Origin of the sequence: Pseudomonas sp. T1.Ur (assembly GCF_023516725.1) — a bacterium.
Taxonomy (GTDB): Bacteria; Pseudomonadota; Gammaproteobacteria; order Pseudomonadales; family Pseudomonadaceae; genus Aquipseudomonas; species Aquipseudomonas alvandae.
In genome coordinates this window covers 260,029-280,025 of the sequence record NZ_JAMGSN010000001.1, presented here as the reverse complement: position 1 = coordinate 280,025, position 19,997 = coordinate 260,029, and the positions used below count along the sequence as shown (strand labels likewise).

Genomic DNA, 19,997 nt, shown 5'->3' with positions numbered 1-19,997 from the left:
CATGCTTCGTCTACTGTTCTGGATCGCCCTGATTGCCGCCGCGGTATGGTTCTGGCGCAAATTCAAGGCCAGCACTTCCGCGCCCAACGCAACCCGTGAACAGGACGCGCCGCCCATGGTTCGTTGCGCCCATTGCGGCGTGCACCTGCCACGGGATCGCGCATTGCCCCTCCAACAGCAATGGTATTGCAGCCAGGCTCACCTTGAGCAAGGCCCAGGCACTCGTGAGCGCTGAAACCCCGCTCCCTCGCGTCAAACAGGCGCAGCGCCTGCTGCGTCTGTATCACCTGTACCGCCTGAGCATCGGCATCACCCTGGTGTTGCTGATTTCCAGCAACATGGATAACCGCCTGCTGGAGTTCGCCAACGACGATCTGCTGCGCAGCGGCAGTTGGCTATACCTGGTACTGAACATCCTGCTGGTGGTGTTCCTGGAAAACACCCGCCGTCCTGCCCAGTTGTTTGGCCTGGCCTTGACGGACGTCCTGTTGCTGTCGTGGCTGTTCTTCGTCGCGGGCGGCGCCCCCAGCGCCATTGGCAACCTGATCATCGTCTCGGTGGCGATCAGCAACACCTTGCTGCGGGGCCGAATCGGCCTGTTGATCGCCGCCGTCGCCACCCTTGGCATCGTTGGCTCGACGTTCGTGCTCGGTCTCAGCGACTCGAGCCGACCCAGCAGTTATCTGCAAGCAGGCACCCTGGGCGCCCTGTGCTTCGCCGCCGCGTTGCTGGTGCAACGCCTGACCCGACGACTGGAAGCCAGCGAAACCCTGGCCGAGCAAAAAGCCAGCGAAGTGCTCAGCCTCGAAGCCCTCAACGCGCTGATCCTGCAGCGCATGCGCACCGGCATCCTGGTCCTGGATCGCCAACGCAGGGTTCAACTGGCCAACGAAAGTGCCTTGAACCTGCTGGGCATGCATGACCTCGTCGGCCAACGCATCGACGACTATTCCAGCGCCTTGGTCGAACGATTGCAGGGGTGGTTGAACAACCCCAGCCTGCGCCCGCAAAGCCTGACCATCAGCGGCACGGGCCTGACCCTGCAACCCAGCTTCATCGCCCTCGGAGCAGAGGATCAGCAACAGATCCTGATATTTCTCGAAGACCTGGCCCAGGTGGCCCAACACGCCCAGCAATTGAAGCTGGCATCCCTGGGGCGTCTCACCGCCGGTATCGCCCATGAAATCCGCAACCCACTCGGGGCAATCAGCCACGCCGCACAATTGCTGCGCGAGTCCGAGGAACTGAACGACGCGGACCGGCGTCTGACGCAGATTATTCAAGATCACTCCCAACGAATGAATCGCGTCATCGAAAACGTCCTGCAACTGTCCCGTCGCCAGCAAACCGCCCCCCAACGCCTGGATCTGCGAAGCTGCCTCGAACACTTTGTCCGGCAGGCCCGCGACAGCGCGGAAGGACATCAACAACTGCACCTGAGCATCGATCCCGGCGACTACATCACGCTCATGGACCCCGACCAGCTGACCCAAGTGCTCGATAATTTGCTGCGCAACGCCTGGCGCCACAGCGCGTTGACCCATGACAAGGCCGAGGCCTGGATGAAGTTGTTCGTTGATCCCCACAGCCAACTGGCCACGCTGGACATCATCGACAACGGCCCAGGCGTAACGCCCGACCAGCAGGCACACCTGTTCGAACCGTTTTTCACCACCAGCAGCCAAGGCACCGGCCTTGGGCTCTATCTGTCCCGTGAGCTGTGCGAAAGCAACCAGGCCCGCCTAGACTTCAAACCACGCCATGGCGGCGGTTGCTTTCGCATCACCTTTGCTCACGGACGGAAACAGATTTGAACACACGCTCACGGCAACGAATCCTGATCGTCGATGATGAGCCGGACATCCGCGAACTCCTGGAAATCACCCTGGGCAGGATGAAACTCGACACCCGCAGCGCCAAGAATCTCAGCGAGGCCCAATCCCTGCTGGCGGCCGAAACCTTCGACCTGTGCCTCACCGACATGCGCCTGCCCGATGGCACAGGCCTGGAGCTGGTCAAACATATCCAACAACGGTATTCCCAACTGCCCGTGGCGATGATCACCGCCTATGGCAGCCTGGAAGTCGCCATCGATGCCCTCAAGGCAGGCGCCTTCGATTTCCTGACCAAGCCAGTCGATCTTGCTCGCCTGCGGGAATTGGTCGGTAGCGCCTTGCGCCTGTCACCGGGCACCACGCCCGGCGCGACCGTCGAACGCGCCCTGTTGGGTGATTCGCCGCCGATGCGCGGCGTGCGCAAGCAAATCGAAAAACTGGCCCGAAGCCAGGCGCCGGTCTATATCAGCGGCGAGTCGGGCTGTGGCAAGGAATTGGTCGCCCGCCTGATCCATGAACAAGGGCCTCGCGCCAGCCAGCCTTTCGTGCCGGTCAACTGCGGGGCAATTCCCACTGAACTGATGGAAAGCGAGTTTTTCGGCCACCGCAAAGGCAGCTTCAGCGGTGCCATCGAAGACAAACCCGGGTTGTTCCAGGCCGCCCACGGTGGGACGCTGTTCCTCGACGAAGTGGCCGACCTGCCGCTGGCGATGCAGGTCAAGCTCTTACGCGCCATCCAGGAAAAAGCCGTGCGCGCCGTCGGCGGCCAGCAAGAAGAGGTGGTGGACGTGCGAATCCTCTGCGCCACCCATAAGGACCTCGACGCCGAAGTCGCCGCCGGGCGCTTTCGCCAGGACCTGTATTACCGACTGAACGTCATTGAATTGCGCGTCCCGCCCCTGCGCGAACGTCGTGAAGATATCGAGCCGCTGGCCAACTACATGCTCCAGCGCCTGGCCGCGAGCACCGGTAACCCGGCGGCGAAGCTGCATCCTGCGGCACTCGATGCCCTGCGCAATTACCGCTTCCCTGGCAACGTGCGTGAGCTGGAGAACATGCTGGAACGGGCCTATACGCTTTGCGAACACCATCAGATCGAGGCCGATGACCTGCGGCTTGCCGAAAATAACGCAGCGGGTGACGTGGCGAATCCCGATCTGGTGCGGGTCGACAACCTGGAAGATTACCTGGAAGACGTCGAACGCAAGGTTATCCTCCAGGCCTTGGAGGAAACCCGTTGGAATCGCACGGCGGCGGCGCAGCGGTTGAAGTTGTCGTTTCGGTCGATGCGGTATCGGTTGAAGAAGTTGGGGTTGGATTAGCTCATAGCGTGGGCTTCATGCCACCCCCGTGGCGAGGGAGCTTGCTCCCGCTGGGCTGTAGGAGCTGACGAGCGAAGCGAGGCTGCGATCTTTTCGCCGCCCATTGAGGCTGGAGCAAAAGATCAAAAGATCGTCCGAACGCGGCCCGAGCCTTCGCCAGCTCCTACAGAGCCCAGCGGGAGCAAGCTCCCTCGCCACGGGGGCTGTGATTATCGCAGAGCTTCGTCTACCGCCCGGTCACCGGAACCTGCTCATCCAGCACTCGATTGGCGAGCAGTTCACCCAGTTCAATCAGTTGCTGTACGCCCAGGGCGATTTGTCTTCGTGAGCCTTCAAGGTCGAAGGCCAGGTCGCTGATGGTGGCGTTGGCTGAGGCCAGGGTTTCGCTGAGGTTGGTGAGGAGGGATTCGGTGTCAATGCCCTCCGCGACGGTGAATAGTTGGTTTGGAGCTGGTTTCTTTTGAGTTTCAGGTTTTGGATCAAGGTAAGAGTCAATGGTGCGTTTGGTGGCTTCATCGAGCCCTTTTGGGTTAAGGCTGGCGTCAGGAGAGGCTTTATTGGTTTCTGAAAGTGAAGAAGGCTTGTCACACATTGCGGTACTCCAAGAAGGAATGGATTACCAAGTTAGCGGGCCGCGACGCCCGGACGCTGAATTGGCAGCGACGGGGAAAGGTTAGCGAGAGTTCTTCCCACTCGGCAACCGCCAGAACTCGTCGGAGAATTCGGATTGGATCGGGGGGTTGTCCGACCATTCCTACAAAGGCTGGTTGGCTGTGAGAGGGGGGTGTGTATCCGTTTCTGCGGTAACGGCTGCTGGCGGTTCCGCTCTTACAGCGGGTCACTTTTTTCAAACGCCAAAAAAGTAACCAAAAGCGCTTTGCCCCACCACTCGGCACCTCGCCTAGGCGAGGTGTTCCCTCACTCCGGCATTGCTCCGTGGGCCCGCCGCGATGGGCCATCCATGGCCCTGCGCGGCTATCCCGGCATCCATGCCGGGATGCCCACTGCGCAATGCCTGCGTTCGGCCAGCGTGGTTTAACGGGGCGCCAAGATCAAGATCAAGATCCAAAGCAAGAGCAAGAGCAGCGGTGTCAGCCAGCATTTATTTAGCTGAACCACCGCTGTCGCGAGCAGGCTCGCTCCCACATGGTTTTGCAGGTATTCACACATCTGCACACAACCCAAAAACCTGTGGGAGCGAGCTTGCTCGCGAAGAGGCCGGCACATTCAACATCTTCATCGATTGTGAGAATGCTTTCGCGAGCAAGCTCGCTCCCACAATTGGGTCGAAGTATAGGTGCAGTATCAAAACCGAACCTTACAACCGCCCCGCCGGCGCATAAGGCACAGGATCAATCACCGGCTCGCGCCCCAACATCACATCGACAAACAACCGACACGAAGCCGGCGCCAGCACCAGCCCATTGCGATAATGCCCACAGTTCAACCAAAGCCCCGCAACCCCCGGCACTTCGCCGATATAAGGAATCCCCTCCGGCGACCCCGGCCGCAACCCGGCCCAATGCCCAACCACCTCGGCATCAGCGAGCTGCGGAATCAGAGCCACCGCCGAAGCTTTCAGGCTTTCCAGCGCGACATCGGTCGGGGTCTTGTCGAAGCCCTCGCGCTCCAGCGTACTGCCGACCAGGATGTGCCCATCACGACGCGGGATCGCGTAGCGCCCCTTGGCCAGGACCATGCTCGACAGAAAATCCTCCGCGCATTTGTACAGGATCATCTGCCCTTTCACCGGCTCGACCGGCAGCTTCAAGCCCAGCGTCTTGAGCAGCTCGCCACTCCAGGCGCCAGCGGCCAATACCACGTGGTTGCCGCGAACCTCACCAGCAGAACTGTTCACCCCCACCACACGCTCACCGTCGCGAATGAATCCGCTGACTTCGCAGTGTTCGTGAAGCGTGACATCGGGCATCGCCAGCAAGGCTGCCTTGAGGGATTTCACCAGCCGGGGATTACGCACGTTAGCCACATCGGCCATGTAGATCGCCCGGGAAAATCCCGAACCCAGCACCGGCACCGCATCGTGGACCGCCGAGATATCCACAGCCCGCAGCGGGCGCCCTTCCCGCTTGGCCCAGGCCAGCGCTTCGTCCTGGTCGTCGAGGTCCAGCCAGTACAGCCCGGTGACATGCACCTGCGGATCAATGCCGGTAGCGGCGAACAAGCGCTCGCCCAGTTGTGGATAAAAATCCTGCGACCAATGGGCCAACGCGGTGACCGCCGGGCTATAGCGCCAGGGATAAAGGGGCGAAACGATACCGCCACCCGCCCAGGAAGCCTCCTGGCCGACGCCGGAGCGATCCAGCAGCACCACTCGCTGGCCTTCCGAGGCGAGATTGAATGCGGTCAGCAGGCCAATGACTCCGCCGCCGACGATCACCACTTGCTGTTGCCTGGTCATGTTCTCTTTCGACTCATAAGACAATGGACGCAAACCACGTCCGGAAAAAAATCAGCGACCCCAGCAATCCTTGGCGGTCACGCCAGCGGCGGCGTTTTCCACATTTCGTACGCCGGTATTGGTGATCACGAAGTCACCACATTTGTCCGCCGCCATGGGCGAACCGCCCTTGCGCACTGCTTTCAAGACGAAGCTCTGGTCCGTCAGCGTCGTCGGAGTAATGGTGTACGAATCATTACCGGTGCTCAGGCCCGTCGCGTTGGTGTAAGCGTTGTTCCTCGAGTAGTAGCGCTCAAGAATCTGCGCCTGCTCCGACAACAGCGAGGCAATCTCGGTGCGCCGGGCCTTTTTCATGTATTCGGTCAGGCTCGGATAGCCGATGGTGATCACGATACCGATGATCGCGATGACGATCATGATTTCGATCAAGGTGAAACCTCGGTTGGATTTGTGCATGCCTTACCTCACTGTATTTGCCGCCACATGATACGACGGCTGCCACCGACGGACTTGGTCAGCAAGTCGGTGATACCACCACCGGAGTCATTCACAACCATATTGGTTGCCCCATTGGCGCTGACGACGGCACTCAAGGTCGGGATCCCTCCCGTGAACACCACGCCAGCGGAAATCGTGTCGAGGGTGTTGATCGAACCATCGTTATTGGTATCGAGCACCGCATAGTTGAGCATCTTACCGTTGAACGCATCCACTTCGATCAGCTTGCCGGTACCGAAGCTGGCGCACGGGTCGGTGGTATCAACGGCGGCGGTCGTGAAGACAACACGCCCGAGCACCAGGCTGGCCGGGTTGATGACCCGCTCCCCGGTCAAGGCGTTGTTGTACACCAGCGGCAAGTACCAGCCCTTCTTGGTGGGATAGGCGACATCGGTCTGGCTGGTGGTCACGAACTGCCCCGTCGTGCCGGAAAAAATATTGGTGATCGATTGGGCCTGAAGGCTCGCCACGGTGATTTGCCCCGCGCCGCCGACAGCGTCCCAAATCGAATAGAACCCCTGCAGATCCTTGTTGAGCTTGTCCGCCGACTCGTTGAACTTGCCAGTGCCGAAAAACACCTGGATGCCGCCCTGGGGATTTTCTGCCAGCAACGGTTGTGCGGTAATCGGCTGGGTCGCGCCGCCGGGAGCGGTGAATAACGGCTGGCCGGCAAACGCCAGGCCCCAGGCGGTCGGGGAGGTGCCACTGAGGTCGAACTTCCACATCCGCCCTTTCAAGTCACCACCATAAGCGGCTTGCACCACGTTCTGGGAGTTGACCCGCAGCTTGACCGACGACAGGCCGTTATCGGTTTCGCTGCTGTTGACGACGATTTTGCGAATCAGCGAACCGTCGCGAATGTCCACCACGTACAACGCCGCCACGCCGGTATTGCTGCCGTAGCCGTTGGAAATGAACGCGGCCCAGCGACCGTCCGCCAGGCGCGCCACTTCGGGACGTGCGTAGGCGTAGCCCAGGTCGTTGAAGGCGTTGGCCGTGTTGGCGACCGTCGGCGCGCTGATTTCCCACAGCGCCCGGATCGCGTTGCCCGCCGACGCATCGAACAATTGCACCGCATAAAAAGCCCGGCCTCCCGCACCGGTGCCGCCCAAGGCGAGGGTTTTCCAGACGCTCCCCAGTTGCGCATCGAATACACCGACCTGCCCGTCCACCAAAAACTTGTGGCTCACGCCATTGATATAGGTGGGATCAGCAATCATCTCCAGCGAAGGCAGCACGCTCGACGGCATGTAGGCGTAACGCCGGGTTCCATTCGTGCTGTTGATCACGCTGAAGAAACCGTCATTGCCGTTCACCACCAGGCTGGCGCTCATGTTTGTCGCCTTGGTCGCCAGGTAGGTGCTGTAGCTGGTGTCGCCCACCAGGTCCGAGGCGGTCTGGTCGTTGGGTGAGGCCAGCACCAACGGGGAGTTGATAATGTCCCCGAGCAGGACGCTGCGTACTTTCAAGCCCGTCTTGTTGGTGCCCTTGCTCCACTCCACCAGGTCGTTGCCGGTGATACCGGTGGGCAAGCCTTGGCTCAGGCTGGTCTGCTGGGCCGGCGAGAAGTTGCCGTAGGCCAGCGTGATCGGCACGTTGGTGGCGGTGTTCCAGGATTGATAGATCGGTGCCGTGGCGCCGGGCACGATGGCCGTGTCGGTGGTCCATTGCACCGCCGCCGTGTTGACCGTACCGGTCGAGGTGAAGCCGAACGCCTTGATGGTGCCGCGCCAGTCCTTGGGGTCGTAGGTGGTCTGGTAGTAACTGGAGGTGCTGGACAGCGTCGCGCCATTGCTGGTGCCGCCGCCCCCCGAGCCGGCCTTGGAGGTGATGTCGCTCAGGGCCGATGACAGCGCGGAGTTCAGGCCCTCGCTGTCGGTGGCCTGGTAATACTTGCCCGCACCGTAGCGGGCTGCGTCGGAAAGCATTGGATTCGTGACGGCAAACCCCACGGTATAGGTGTTTAGATATTGCCGACGAAACTCAGCGCCATCCCAGCTTTTCCCTGTGACATCAGTGCCGGTGGTGCGCATGTCGATATCAAAAGCGAATTTGGCTATGTCGTCCAAGTACAGCGTATCGCCCTCGCCGTCACCACTCGGGCTATCGCCATCGTTGGTGCTGATGCCATCCCAGTTCGGCAAACGACTTCCTCCCAACGGGTCGTTGGTGGGGAACGTTCGGTCGTAGGTGGGCAGACCATCGGTGATCACCACCCCAAAATTTTTCTGGCAGCGGTACTGGATCGGGCTGGTGTAGGTGCTGGGCGTGCCGTTGTAGTAAGGCGCCATGCCTCTGAAATAACGGGTGACTTCGTAATAACTTTCGGCCAGTGGGGTATTGGCAACGGCGCCCAAGGCATTGATGGCGTTGATCAGCGCGGTGTAGTTGGTATTGGCCTGAGTCTGGGTCACGCTACCGCTGACCGGCGACAAGTCGCTGACCGCGCGCGAGATGTAGCCCCCCGGCCCAGAGTTGCTGCTGTTAGGTGGATTGAAGGTAGCAAGGCCTATACGCAAGGCACGATTACCGGTCACCAGGTCATTGGAAACATCCCGTGCGACGTTGATTCGATAGTCGTCAGGAATCGAGCCGGTGGTGAAATCGCGATTCGAGCCGTTGGCCAAGGTCAGCAGATAAGCCAGGTATTTGGTGGTATAGCGGGTATTGCCACCGCCCACCGGGTCCGGCAAGCGCAGGCAGACCTTGCTCAGGTTACCGCGGTAGAACCCATACCAGCCGCTCGTGCAGTTGCCCCGGAACAAGCTGGCCAGCAAAATGTTTCCATCGTCGGGCTCCAGCAGCACACCGTTGGAACAGTTGGTGTTGGAGCTGCAATTATAGACAGCTGGACGCGTCACATTCGGATCAAACCCCGCCGCCCAGATAATGTTGTTCATGCTCCCCGAGTCATCGATCAGCAGCATCACGTTGGGCGTCACCGCCGCCGCGCTCAACAGGGGCGATTCCGAAGGCGTGAAGCCATAGACCGGCGCCGCCAGGTAAAGGCTGAGCAACGCCCCCCACACCGATCCCAGCAGCGCCCTAATATTTCGCATAGATGCTCTCCACCACGCTGCGCTGGTTGTTGCCCACCACCGCCACCGCGGTGATCCGGTACAGCGTCGCCGAGGTGTTGATCGGCACGTTGACTGCGGTAAGCGTCGTACCGATGTTCTGCACGCCGTAAAACCCACCGGCGGCGGCCACCCAGAGCACGCCCGACGATGAGTTGCGCCCTGCCACCGTCACCGTCGCCGACTCGGCCGGCGGCGCACATTGGGCCGTGGTGGTACAGACCGGCAATGAATACGTCTCGACCTGCACCGCGCTCTCCCCCACCCGCAGCGCAGCCTCGGCCAGTTGGAACGACTGGTTGCGCTGCATGACACTGCTGGTCATTTTTTCCTGCAGCGTGGCGCTCTGCATGGACGAAAGGCCGATCAAGGTCAGCAGCAACAAGAAGACCAGGCTGACCAGCAGCGCCATGCCGCGCTGGCCGTGTGGGTGCCCTATCGAAATCATCGATCGCCCCTTCATAGCAGCCGGTTCCGCAAAGCGGCGACCACATTGAAGGTCTGGTCGCGCACGGTGTTCCGCGGATCGAACAGCGTCAGGGTCAGGCGTACGCTGCGGATCAGCGCCGGGTCGCTCGGGTTGGCGCTGTAGCTGGTGGCGGCGGTGTCCGTCGCGCTGCCGGCCATGCCGAATGTCACGGTGAATGCCCGTACATTGTCCACCAGCACCGCCATGGTCGGATTGCCCACGCCACTGCCCAGCAGCAATTGATTGTTGTTGAAGCCGTAGACCAGTCGGCGAATCGGGAAGGCCAACTGCCCCGTCGCTGGGGCACGGGCGTTGGAATAGGCCGTCGCCGAGGTGCGGCAATCGGAAACCACGGTCCAGGTCGGTACGTTACCGCCACTGCCAATGTCCGCCGTCACCAGGGTCAACCTGCGGTTCGCGTTGTCCCAGCGGATCGGCGTGATCTGGCTGGCCGCGAAACTGTTATCCGTGGAAGCATCGATGACGGTCGCCAGGCAACCGAACATGCCAACCATGCGAATCTCCTGGACCATCTTGCTCAAGGCAAACCGTGCGTCCTCCTGCATGACGGCGGCAGCGTTCTGGCTGACGTAGGTGTTCTTCGCCGCGATGAAAATCTGCACGACGCCCAACACCACGATGAGGCTGATGACCAGCGCGATCATCAATTCGATCAGGCCGAAGCCGCGGCTGCGTCCGTTCATGGCGTCGCCGCCACCGGATCGACGGCGACACGGCTGGTCAGCACGAAGCTGCGCCGCGCCTCGGCCGCGTCGGTCGTGTTGGCGGCCCGGGCATCGTCCCAGGAAATGGTGATGGTGTAGACCCGCTGGTTCAGTGCCACAGTGCCCGTGGCGGTGGCGCCGCCGAAGGCAACGATGTTGGTCTTGAAGTCGTACAGGTCCTGGTCCCGGGCCACGTTGAGGTTGGGTGAACCGGGTGGAGCGATGGTGTAGTCGGCGCCAGAGTTGGCGCGGATGCGGTCCAGCAGATCATAGGCAATGAAACTGGCCTGGCTGGTCATGCGCGAGCTGTCGGTGTATTTGAGCGCATTGAGCTGGATCATCGCCGCGCCCAGCAAGCCCACCCCGAGGATCAGCACTGCCACCAGCACTTCGATCAGCGTCATGCCCTCCTGCGCCTTTTTACTGCAACCCTTCATCCGCAATTTCCATTCAATACGATTCGTCCGTTGAGGCAAACATTCAGCGTCCGGCTTTGCGTCCCCCTTACGTAATTGAAGCTCACCGGCACGGCCAGGCCCGATAATCCGCCGAGGTTGTTGAAATCGATACTGGTCACATCTGAGGTTAGCGTCAGAGTCGCGCCGCTGCCCATCGCTGGAACAACCCGCAATACATTCGGGTTGGGCGGATTGCCAGTGTTGTCATACACGATCAATTCGCCGTTCCAGGCACCACCCTGCGTGGTCGGGCGAACGCGCGTGGTGATGCCACGGTTGATCGCTTCCATTCGGGCGAAGTTCAGGGCCCGCTGCAGGTCACCGATTTCGGTATCGGCCTTGGTGTTTTGCAGCGAACCGGTGAACGACGGCACCGCCATGGTAATCAGGATCAGCATTACGCCAAGGGCCACCAGCACCTCGATCAGCGTGAAACCTTTTGTACGAAGATCCATCGATGCCCTCCGTTGCCGTCGGCTATACCTGCCATTACACGCTAGAACAAACCACCGCCATGTGGGCGGTTGTTTCAATCAGGACGCCAGGATCGCGTCGTTTTTGTACTCCAGGGAGGAGACATCATGTATCAACAGGGCTTCAGCCTGATCGAACTGCTCATGGGACTGGCAATCGCCGCAATTGTTCTGCCATTGGCCACTACAAGCTACACCCAACTGATCGAATCCATCGAACGCGAGGACACCGCGCAGCTACTGCTCAGCGGATTGCGCAGCGCCCGCAGTGAAGCCATCACGCGTAATCGCCGGGTGTTGATACACGGAATAAACAACGATTGGAGCAACGGCTGGCGGATCACGCTGGACGACAAGGAGAAGACCTTGCTGAAGGAGCGCAGGAGCAGCGCTCGGGTAGTTGGCAACTCGACGGTCAAGCGCAGGGTCAGGTTCGGCAGCCAGGGAGAAGCCCTGCACCCCAATGGCTCGTTCCAGGCCGGCACGCTGCATGTCTGCGCCAAACGCGGACCGGTCAGCCATCACCAAGTGATATTGGCGCCGTCCGGCCGCGTCCGCCTGGAAAGTATCGAGGCCGAGCAGGCCCTGTGTGCAAAAGAACTCAAAGCAGGGAGCGGACGCGCAGTTCCTTCGGCATCGAAAACGTGATGTTTTCCTCGCGACCGGCCAACTCGTCAGCCCCGGTTGCACCCCAGGCCTGCAATTGCTGGATCACGCCGCGCACCAGGACTTCCGGAGCGGAGGCACCGGCGGTAATGCCGATCCGCTCGACACCGTCGAACCAGCTGCGCTGCATGTCTTCGGCGCCATCGATCAGGTAGGCCGGGGTGGACATGCGCTCGGCCAGCTCGCGCAGGCGGTTGGAGTTGGAGCTGTTCGGGCTGCCGACGACCAGGACCACGTCGCATTCGTCGGCCAGTTGCTTGACCGCGTCCTGACGGTTCTGGGTCGCGTAGCAGATGTCATCCTTTCGCGGCCCGCCAATGGCCGGGAAGCGCGAGCGCAAGGCATCGATGACCCGGCTGGTGTCATCCATGGACAGGGTGGTCTGGGTGACGAAAGCGAGTTTTTCCGGGTTGCGCACCTGCAGGGCCGCCACGTCTTCCTCGTCCTCGACCAGGTAGATGGCGCCGCCGTTGCTGGCGTCGTACTGGCCCATGGTGCCTTCGACTTCCGGGTGGCCCTCGTGGCCGATCAGGATGCATTCGCGACCGTCGCGGCTGTAGCGTGCGACTTCGATATGGACCTTGGTGACCAGCGGGCAGGTGGCGTCGAAGACTTTCAGGCCACGGCCGGCGGCTTCGGTACGCACCGCCTGGGAAACGCCGTGGGCGCTGAAGATCACGATGACGTCGTCCGGCACCTGGTCCAGTTCCTCGACGAAAATGGCCCCGCGGCTGCGCAGGTCCTCGACGACAAACTTGTTGTGCACCACTTCATGGCGCACGTAGATCGGCGGCCCGAACACTTCCAGGGCGCGGTTGACGATTTCGATCGCCCGGTCCACGCCGGCGCAGAAGCCACGGGGGTTGGCGAGTTTGATTTGCATGCTGTGCCTCGTGTCTTGCGCGCAAGAGATTGAATCAATGCAATCCAGTGTGGGAGCGAGCTTGCTCGCGATTGCGGTATATCAGCCAACGTCAATATTGACTGATCCGACGCCATCGCGAGCAAGCTCGCTCCCACAGTGAATCGGGTGGCAGCAGGAACTGCCTGTTAAATCCTAAACCGCCTTCACTTCAAGGATTTCAACTTCGAAATTCAAGGTCTTGCCCGCCAGCGGGTGATTGAAGTCCACTGTCACCTGGGCGTCATCGAACGCCTTCACCACACCCGGCAATTCGGTATTGGCCGCGTCATTGAAGATCACCAGCAACCCCTCGGACAGTTCCATGTCCTGGAACTGCGAGCGTGGCATGGTCTGCACGTTTTGCGGGTTGGGCTGACCGAAGGCATTTTCCGGCGGAACGACCACGGTGCGCTTGTCGCCGGCCTTGAAACCGAAAATTGCCGCTTCGAAACCGGGCAGCAGGTTGCCATCGCCGACCTTGAACACCGCTGGCGCCTTGTCGAAGGTGCTGTCGACGGTGTCGCCGTTTTCCAGGTGCAGGGCGAAGTGAAGCTTCACTTCGGTGTTTTGAGCGATACGCTGCTCAGTCATGGACGGCTTCTCCGGTTTTCTTGCTCTTGAACATATCCAGCGCGAGCATCACGGCGCCCACGCTGATGGCGCTGTCGGCAAAGTTGAACGCCGGGAAATACCAGCGGTTCTGCCAATGCACCAGGATGAAATCGATCACATGGCCCAAGGCAATCCGATCGTAGAGGTTGCCCAGGGCACCGCCGAGGACCAGCGCCAGCGCCACGGCCAGCCAGGTTTCGTCACGCCCCAGGCGCTTGAGCCAGACCACCAGCACGGCACTGACCACCACGGCAATCAGCGCGAACAACCAACGCTGCCAGCCCGAACTGTCGGCCAGGAAGCTGAACGCCGCGCCAGTGTTGTAGGCCAGGGTCCAGCTGAAGTAGTCGGGAATGACCACGATCTGCTGGTACATCGTCAGCGAGTTCTCGAAGTAGTACTTGCTGGCCTGGTCGATGACCAGGACCAGCACACTCAACCAGAGCCAGCCCAGCCGCCCGAAGCGGCCCGCCGCGTTAGGCATAGTGGCGAACCTCGCCAGCACCGCTGATGTTGTCCACGCAACGACCGCAGATTTGCGGATGCTCCGGGTTCACGCCGACGTCCTCACGGCAGTGCCAGCAACGGGCGCACTTGACGAAACTCGACTTGACCACCTTGAGCTTCAGGCCACTCACCTCGGTGACGACCGCATCGGCCGGAGCCTGCGCCAACGGCGCGACACTGGCGGTGGAGGTGATCAGGACGAAGCGCAGTTCGTTGCCCAGCTTGGCCAGGTCGGCGCCCAGTGCGTCTTCGGTGTAGAGGGTCACTTCGGCTTGCAGGTTGCCGCCGACGGCCTTGGCCGCCCGCTGGATCTCCATTTCCTTGTTGACCGCAGCCTTGACCGCCATCACGCGATCCCAATACGCACGGTCCAGTTCGAAGCCTTGCGGCAGTTCGGTCAGGCCCTCGTACCAGGTGTTGAGCATCACCGACTCGTTGCGCTCGCCCGGCAGGTATTCCCACAACTCATCGGCGGTGAACGCCAGGATCGGCGCGATCCAGCGCACCAGCGCTTCGCTGATGTGGAACAGCGCGGTCTGGCAGGAACGGCGCGCCTTGCTGTTGGCGCCGGTGGTGTACTGGCGATCCTTGACGATGTCGAGGTAGAAACCACCCAACTCCTGGACGCAGAAGTTGTGGATCTTGGAATACACGTTCCAGAAACGGTACTCACCGTAGTGTTCCTGCAATTCGCGTTGCAGCAACAGGGTACGGTCCACGGCCCAACGGTCCAGCGCGAGCATGTCTTCGGCTGGCAGCAGGTCGGTGGCCGGGTTGAAGCCGGTCAGGTTGGAAAGCAGGAAGCGCGCGGTGTTGCGGATGCGCCGGTAGGCGTCCGCGCTGCGCTGCAGGATCTGCTCGGAAACGGCCATCTCGCCGGAGTAGTCGGTGGACGCGACCCACAGGCGCATGATGTCGGCGCCGAGGGTGTCGTTGACTTTCTGCGGCGCGATCACGTTGCCCAGGGACTTGGACATCTTGCGGCCGGACTCGTCGACGGTGAAGCCGTGAGTCAGCAGCTCGCGGTACGGCGCGTGGTTGTCGATGGCGCAACCCGTCAGCAAGGATGAATGGAACCAGCCACGATGCTGGTCCGAACCTTCCAGGTACAAGTCAGCGCGCGGGCCGGTCTCATGCCCCATCGGGTGCGAACCGCGCAGTACGTGCCAATGGGTGGTGCCGGAGTCGAACCAGACGTCCAGGGTGTCGCTGATCTTGTCGTACAGCGGCGCTTCGTCGCCCAGCAGCTCGGCGGCATCGAGCTTGAACCAGGCTTCGATGCCTTCGGCTTCGACGCGCTGGGCCACGACTTCCATCAGCTCGACGGTGCGTGGGTGCAGCTCGCCGCTTTCCTTGTTCAGGAAGAACGGGATCGGCACGCCCCAGTTGCGCTGGCGGGAGATGCACCAGTCCGGACGGTTGGCGATCATCGAGTGCAGGCGCGCCTGGCCCCAGGCCGGCACGAACTGGGTCTCCTCGATGGCCTTGAGCGAGCGCTGGCGCAGGGTGTCGCCGCTGGTGGGCTGCTTGTCCATGCCGATGAACCACTGCGCGGTGGCGCGGTAGATCAGCGGGGTCTTGTGGCGCCAGCAATGCATGTAGCTGTGTTCGATGACGGTGGTGTGCAACAGCGCGCCGACTTCGGTCAGCTTGTCGACGATGGCCGGGTTGGCTTTCCAGATGAACTGGCCGCCAAAGAACTCCAGCGACGGCGCGTACACACCATTGCTCTGCACCGGGTTGAGGATGTCGTCGTTGACCATGCCGTATTTCTTGCAGGTCACGAAGTCGTCGACGCCATAGGCCGGCGCGGAGTGAACCACGCCGGTGCCTGCGCCCAATTCCACGTAGTCGGCCAGGTACACGGGCGACAGGCGGTCATAGAACGGATGACGGAAATTGATCAGTTCCAGCGCCGAACCCGGCGCGGTGGCGACCACCGAACCTTCGAGGTTGTAGCGGGCCAGGCAGGATTCGACCAGTTCTTCGGCCAGCACCAGCAGCTTGTCGCCGACGTCGACCAGGGCGTAGTTGAATTCCGGGTGGACGTTCAGCGCCTGGTTGGCCGGGATGGTCCACGGGGTGGTGGTCCAGATCACGATCGATGCGGGCTTGGCCAGCTTGCCCAGGCCGAACGCCGCGGCGAGCTTGTCTTCATCGGCGATCGGGAACGCGACGTCGATGGTCGAGGAGTTCTTGTTCTCGTACTCGACTTCCGCCTCGGCCAGGGCCGAACCGCAATCGAAGCACCAGTTCACGGGCTTGAGCCCCTTGAACACGAAGCCGCCCTCGACGATTTTCGCCAGGGCACGGATTTCACCGGCTTCGTTCTTGAAGTCCATGGTCTTGTACGGATTGGCGAAGTCGCCCAGCACGCCGAGGCGGATGAATTCGGACTTCTGCCCTTCGATCTGCTCGGTGGCGTAGGCACGGCACAGCTCGCGGGTCTTGTCCGCGCCCAGGTTCTTGCCGTGGGTCACTTCGACCTTGTGCTCGATCGGCAGGCCATGGCAGTCCCAGCCCGGGACATACGGCGCGTCAAAACCCGACAGGGTCTTGGAGCGGATGATCATGTCCTTGAGAATCTTGTTCAGCGCGTGACCGATGTGGATGGTGCCGTTGGCGTACGGAGGGCCGTCGTGCAGGACGAACTTCGGACGATCCTTGCCAATCTCGCGCAACTTTCCGTACAGGCCAATGCTGTCCCAACGCTGCAGAATCTGTGGTTCGCGCTGAGGCAGGCCGGCCTTCATTGGGAAGGCGGTGTCCGGAAGGTTTAGCGTGGCTTTATAGTCGGTCATTTAAGGCTCTTCATTAGCGATTGGCGCTGGTTGCGACAAGGGCACGGGCGGCGGCGATATCTGCATGGATCGCCGTCTTGAGCGCCTCCAGAGAGGCAAAACGCTGCTCTTCACGCAGCTTCTGGTGGAAAACCACCGTCAAACGCCGGTCATACAGATCGCCGGCAAAATCCAGAATGTGTACTTCGAGATGGGCCTTGCCATCTCCCTGCACCGTGGGACGTACGCCGATATTGGCGACGCCGGGCCAGGTCTTGCCGTCGATGTCGACACTCACCAGGAACACCCCGGTCAGCGGCACGCGACGACGCTTGAGCTGCACGTTGGCCGTCGGCGTGCCCAATTGGCGCGCCAGCTTCTGCCCGTGCAGGATCCGCCCGGCAATCCGGTACGGCCGGCCGAGCAAGCGCTCGGCCAATTCGAAGTCGGCGGCCGCCAGGGCATTGCGGACCTGGGTGCTGCTGACGCGCAAACCATCCATCTCGACGGTCTGCGCCGCTTCGACGGTGAAGCCCCGGGCGGCGCCAGCCTGTTGCAGGTAATCGAAATCCCCTGCCCGGTCGCAACCGAAACGGAAATCGTCACCGACTTCCAGATGCTTCACGTCGAGGCCATCCACCAGGATGGTATCGACGAATTCGGCGGCACTGAGCTGGCTCAGGCGCTGGTTGAAGGCCAGGCACAGGACCCGGTCGACGCCTTCGGCCGCAAGCAATTGCAGTTTGTCCCGCAACCGGGCCAGACGGGCCGGAGCGGTGTCCGGGGCGAAAAATTCCCGGGGCTGCGGCTCGAAGATCACCACGCAACTGGGCAGGCCCAACTCCAGCGCACGCTCGCGCAGCCGCGCCAGGATAGCCTGGTGGCCACGGTGAACACCGTCAAAGTTGCCAATAGTGGCGACACAGCCCCGATGCCGGGGACGCAGGTTGTGGAGGCCTCGAACCAGCTGCATAACGCGCTTCTTGCTCATAAAGTGGCCGATTATAACCACACCCGGCGGTCGGTGACAGGCAACACCGTAACCCAAAGTGATCGAACCGACAAAACCGCCGCCCGCCCCTGGATTATCAGGGGCAACCTGTCAGCTCAAGGCCTTGCGATTGAAGTCGCGCAAACGGAAGCCCATCAACAGCAACATGCCGAAATAAGCCACCACGCCCGCCACGACCAGCGCACCCAGGCGCAGGAAACGCTCGAGCATCACCCCTTCGCCCCAGGCCGGCATGAAATGCATCCCGACCAGCAACACCGCCGACATCACCGCCACGGCAACCAGCAACTTGAGCCCGAACTTGCCCCAGCCCGGCAGCGGTTGATACATCTTTTGCTTGCGCAGTTGATAAAACAGCAGCCCGGCGTTGAGACAGGCGCCCGCGCTGATCGCCAGGGCCAGGCCGGCGTGGGCCAGCGGACCGATGAGCAGCAGGTTGAACAGCTGGGTCATGCACAGGGTAAAGATGGCGATTTTCACAGGCGTGCGGATGTTCTGCTGGGCGTAGAAGCCCGGCGCGAGGACCTTGATCACGATGATCCCGAGCAGCCCCACCGAGTAGGCGATCAGCGCCCGTTGGGTCATCAGGGCATCGAATGCATTGAATTGACCGTACTGGAACAGCGAAACCGTCAGCGGCTCGGCCAGGATCCCCAGCGCCAGGGCACAAGGCAGGACCAGTACGAAACACAGGCGCAGGCCCCAATCGAGGATCCGCGAATACTCATGGCGATCCTGGCTGGCGTAGGTCTTGGCCAGGGTCGGCAGCAGGATCGTGCCCAGCGCCACACCCAGCACGCCGGACGGCAATTCCATCAAGCGGTCGGCGTAGTACATCCACGACACCGAGCCCGCCACCAGGAACGAGGCAAAGATGGTGTTGATGATCAGGGAAATCTGGCTCACCGAGACGCCGAGGATGGCCGGCAGCATCTGCTTCATGACCCGCCACACGCCACTGTCGCGCAAGTTCAGCCGCGGCAACACCAACATCCCAATCTTCTTCAGGTGCGGCAGTTGGTAGAGCAACTGCGCCAGGCCGCCCGCCAAGACCGCCCAACCCAGGGCCATCACCGGCGGGTCGAAGTACGGCGTCAGGAACACCGCGAAGATGATCATGCTGACGTTGAGCAGCGTCGGCACGAAGGCCGGCACGGAGAAACGGTTCCAGGTGTTGAGGATCGCGCCGGCCAGGGACGACAGGGAAATCAGCAATATATAAGGAAAGGTCACCCGCAGAAGATCGGAGGTGAGCTGGAATTTTTCCGGTGTATCGGTGAAGCCTGGCGCGGTGGCCCAGATCACCCAGGGCGCGGCGAGCATGCCGGCGGCCGTGACCAGGGCCAGCACCAGCGTCAGCAGACCGGTTACGTAGGCAATGAAGGTACGGGTCGCCTCGTCGCCCTTCTGGCTTTTATATTCCGCGAGGATCGGCACGAAGGCCTGGGAAAACGCCCCTTCGGCGAAGATCCGCCGCAACAGGTTGGGCAACTTGAACGCAATGAAGAAGGCGTCGGTGGCCATTCCGGCACCGAATATCCGGGCGATCAACGTATCGCGAACGAATCCCAGGATGCGGGAAAGCATCGTGATAGAGCTGACGGCAGCCAACGATTTGAGCAGGTTCATGAAAAGAGTTTTTGCCTGTCGATAAACAGCAGGCGAACAATGCGCCCACTTGTGCGATACTCCGCGCCGCTAAACAGCACAGCGCCAAAGCCCGCGAGTTTACAGGTCGCACGCCGGAAAGAAATCATTCGGTGCGCCGCACCTGCCATTCAGCGGAACGTGTCACCCGCCCTTGACAAGACCTCAACTCATCGGCATGATTCGCGGCCTATTTTGTTTGCTATTTCCTAAAAAGTCTTTCGAGGAGCTCGACGGTGGCCAACACACCTTCCGCCAAAAAACGTGCAAAACAGGCTGAGAAGCGTCGCAGCCACAACGCCAGCCTGCGTTCCATGGTCCGTACCTACATCAAGAACGTAGTCAAGGCCATCGACGCAAAAGACGCTGAAAAAGCACAAGCTGCTTACGTTCTGGCTGTGCCAGTTATCGACCGCATGGCCGATAAAGGCATCATCCACAAGAACAAGGCTGCTCGCCATAAGAGCCGCCTGAATGGCCACGTAAAGGCCTTGAACGTTGCCGCTGCTGCCTAAGCGACGCGCTCATTAAAAAACCGACCTCAGGGTCGGTTTTTTATTGCCTGTGATTTACCAGTCGCACCTCAAATAAAA

19 protein-coding genes are annotated in these 19,997 nt (G+C 61.2%); 5 read left to right on the top strand and 14 right to left on the bottom strand.

Going from position 1 to position 19,997, the window contains the following annotated elements:
• The first annotated feature begins 1 nt into the window (after position 1).
• The 3 genes from M8Q45_RS01285 to M8Q45_RS01275 are packed head-to-tail and all read left to right on the top strand — an operon-like array spanning position 2 to position 3,157.
• Complete coding sequence (locus M8Q45_RS01285; protein WP_030140269.1) at positions 2-235, top strand: PP0621 family protein; 234 nt, start codon at positions 2-4, stop codon at positions 233-235.
• Positions 225-1,814: an ATP-binding protein gene (locus M8Q45_RS01280; protein ID WP_249873300.1), complete on the top strand. Its 1,590-nt coding sequence runs from the start codon at positions 225-227 to the stop codon at positions 1,812-1,814. Before M8Q45_RS01285 ends, M8Q45_RS01280 begins: the two co-directional genes overlap by 11 nt.
• Complete coding sequence (locus tag M8Q45_RS01275; protein WP_249873299.1) at positions 1,811-3,157, top strand: sigma-54-dependent transcriptional regulator; 1,347 nt, start codon at positions 1,811-1,813, stop codon at positions 3,155-3,157. The genes M8Q45_RS01280 and M8Q45_RS01275 overlap by 4 nt, the downstream gene beginning before the upstream one ends.
• 226 nt (positions 3,158-3,383) lie before the next feature.
• On the opposite strand, the gene M8Q45_RS01270 is transcribed toward M8Q45_RS01275, so the two are convergent.
• The 8 genes from M8Q45_RS01270 to M8Q45_RS01235 form a co-directional block, all read right to left on the bottom strand.
• The gene (locus M8Q45_RS01270; RefSeq protein ID WP_249873298.1) at positions 3,384-3,749 is read right to left on the bottom strand and encodes a DUF6124 family protein; all 366 of its coding nucleotides are present in this window, start codon (positions 3,747-3,749) and stop codon (positions 3,384-3,386) included.
• Between the two features lie 726 nt (positions 3,750-4,475).
• Positions 4,476-5,576: a glycine oxidase ThiO gene (gene thiO / locus M8Q45_RS01265; RefSeq protein WP_249873297.1), complete on the bottom strand. Its 1,101-nt coding sequence runs from the start codon at positions 5,574-5,576 to the stop codon at positions 4,476-4,478.
• 51 nt (positions 5,577-5,627) lie between these two features.
• Positions 5,628-6,032: a type IV pilin protein gene (locus M8Q45_RS01260; protein WP_249873296.1), complete on the bottom strand. Its 405-nt coding sequence runs from the start codon at positions 6,030-6,032 to the stop codon at positions 5,628-5,630.
• Positions 6,033-6,040: 8 nt separating this feature from the next.
• On the bottom strand, positions 6,041-9,133 hold the full coding sequence (locus M8Q45_RS01255; RefSeq protein ID WP_249873295.1) for a pilus assembly protein: 3,093 nt from the start codon (positions 9,131-9,133) through the stop codon (positions 6,041-6,043).
• Positions 9,120-9,599, bottom strand: a complete 480-nt coding sequence (locus tag M8Q45_RS01250) for a pilus assembly PilX family protein (RefSeq protein ID WP_249873294.1) — start codon at positions 9,597-9,599, stop codon at positions 9,120-9,122. Before M8Q45_RS01250 ends, M8Q45_RS01255 begins: the two co-directional genes overlap by 14 nt.
• 11 nt (positions 9,600-9,610) lie before the next feature.
• Positions 9,611-10,324: a PilW family protein gene (locus M8Q45_RS01245; RefSeq protein ID WP_249873293.1), complete on the bottom strand. Its 714-nt coding sequence runs from the start codon at positions 10,322-10,324 to the stop codon at positions 9,611-9,613.
• Positions 10,321-10,782 (bottom strand): type IV pilus modification protein PilV, encoded by a 462-nt coding sequence (gene pilV / locus M8Q45_RS01240; RefSeq protein WP_030140277.1) that lies wholly within the window; start codon positions 10,780-10,782, stop codon positions 10,321-10,323. The genes M8Q45_RS01245 and pilV overlap by 4 nt, the downstream gene beginning before the upstream one ends.
• The gene (locus tag M8Q45_RS01235) at positions 10,779-11,258 is read right to left on the bottom strand and encodes a GspH/FimT family pseudopilin (protein WP_249873292.1); all 480 of its coding nucleotides are present in this window, start codon (positions 11,256-11,258) and stop codon (positions 10,779-10,781) included. Before M8Q45_RS01235 ends, pilV begins: the two co-directional genes overlap by 4 nt.
• Before the next feature lie 126 nt (positions 11,259-11,384).
• Between M8Q45_RS01235 and M8Q45_RS01230 the strand changes: the two genes are divergently transcribed.
• On the top strand, positions 11,385-11,924 hold the full coding sequence (locus M8Q45_RS01230) for a GspH/FimT family pseudopilin (RefSeq protein ID WP_249873291.1): 540 nt from the start codon (positions 11,385-11,387) through the stop codon (positions 11,922-11,924).
• Here the strand turns inward: M8Q45_RS01230 and ispH are convergent.
• The 6 genes from ispH to murJ all read right to left on the bottom strand — a co-directional run bounded on the left by ispH (position 11,878) and on the right by murJ (position 19,386).
• On the bottom strand, positions 11,878-12,825 hold the full coding sequence (gene ispH, locus M8Q45_RS01225) for a 4-hydroxy-3-methylbut-2-enyl diphosphate reductase (protein WP_030140280.1): 948 nt from the start codon (positions 12,823-12,825) through the stop codon (positions 11,878-11,880). The genes M8Q45_RS01230 and ispH overlap by 47 nt on opposite strands.
• 174 nt (positions 12,826-12,999) lie before the next feature.
• On the bottom strand, positions 13,000-13,437 hold the full coding sequence (fkpB, locus tag M8Q45_RS01220) for an FKBP-type peptidyl-prolyl cis-trans isomerase (protein WP_030140281.1): 438 nt from the start codon (positions 13,435-13,437) through the stop codon (positions 13,000-13,002).
• Positions 13,430-13,942, bottom strand: a complete 513-nt coding sequence (gene lspA / locus M8Q45_RS01215; protein WP_249873290.1) for a signal peptidase II — start codon at positions 13,940-13,942, stop codon at positions 13,430-13,432. The genes fkpB and lspA overlap by 8 nt, the downstream gene beginning before the upstream one ends.
• On the bottom strand, positions 13,935-16,766 hold the full coding sequence (gene ileS, locus M8Q45_RS01210) for an isoleucine--tRNA ligase (protein ID WP_249873289.1): 2,832 nt from the start codon (positions 16,764-16,766) through the stop codon (positions 13,935-13,937). The genes lspA and ileS overlap by 8 nt, the downstream gene beginning before the upstream one ends.
• Positions 16,767-16,779: 13 nt before the next feature.
• Positions 16,780-17,718 carry a bifunctional riboflavin kinase/FAD synthetase gene (gene ribF / locus M8Q45_RS01205; protein WP_249873288.1) on the bottom strand — a complete coding sequence of 313 codons (939 nt, stop codon included), beginning with the start codon at positions 17,716-17,718 and terminating at the stop codon, positions 16,780-16,782.
• 129 nt (positions 17,719-17,847) lie between these two features.
• Positions 17,848-19,386, bottom strand: coding sequence for a murein biosynthesis integral membrane protein MurJ (murJ, locus tag M8Q45_RS01200; protein WP_249873287.1), 1,539 nt, complete (start codon positions 19,384-19,386; stop codon positions 17,848-17,850).
• 254 nt (positions 19,387-19,640) lie between these two features.
• On the opposite strand from murJ, the gene rpsT reads away from it, so the two are divergent.
• Positions 19,641-19,919, top strand: coding sequence for a 30S ribosomal protein S20 (gene rpsT, locus M8Q45_RS01195; RefSeq protein WP_003185593.1), 279 nt, complete (start codon positions 19,641-19,643; stop codon positions 19,917-19,919).
• Positions 19,920-19,997 lie beyond the last annotated feature (78 nt).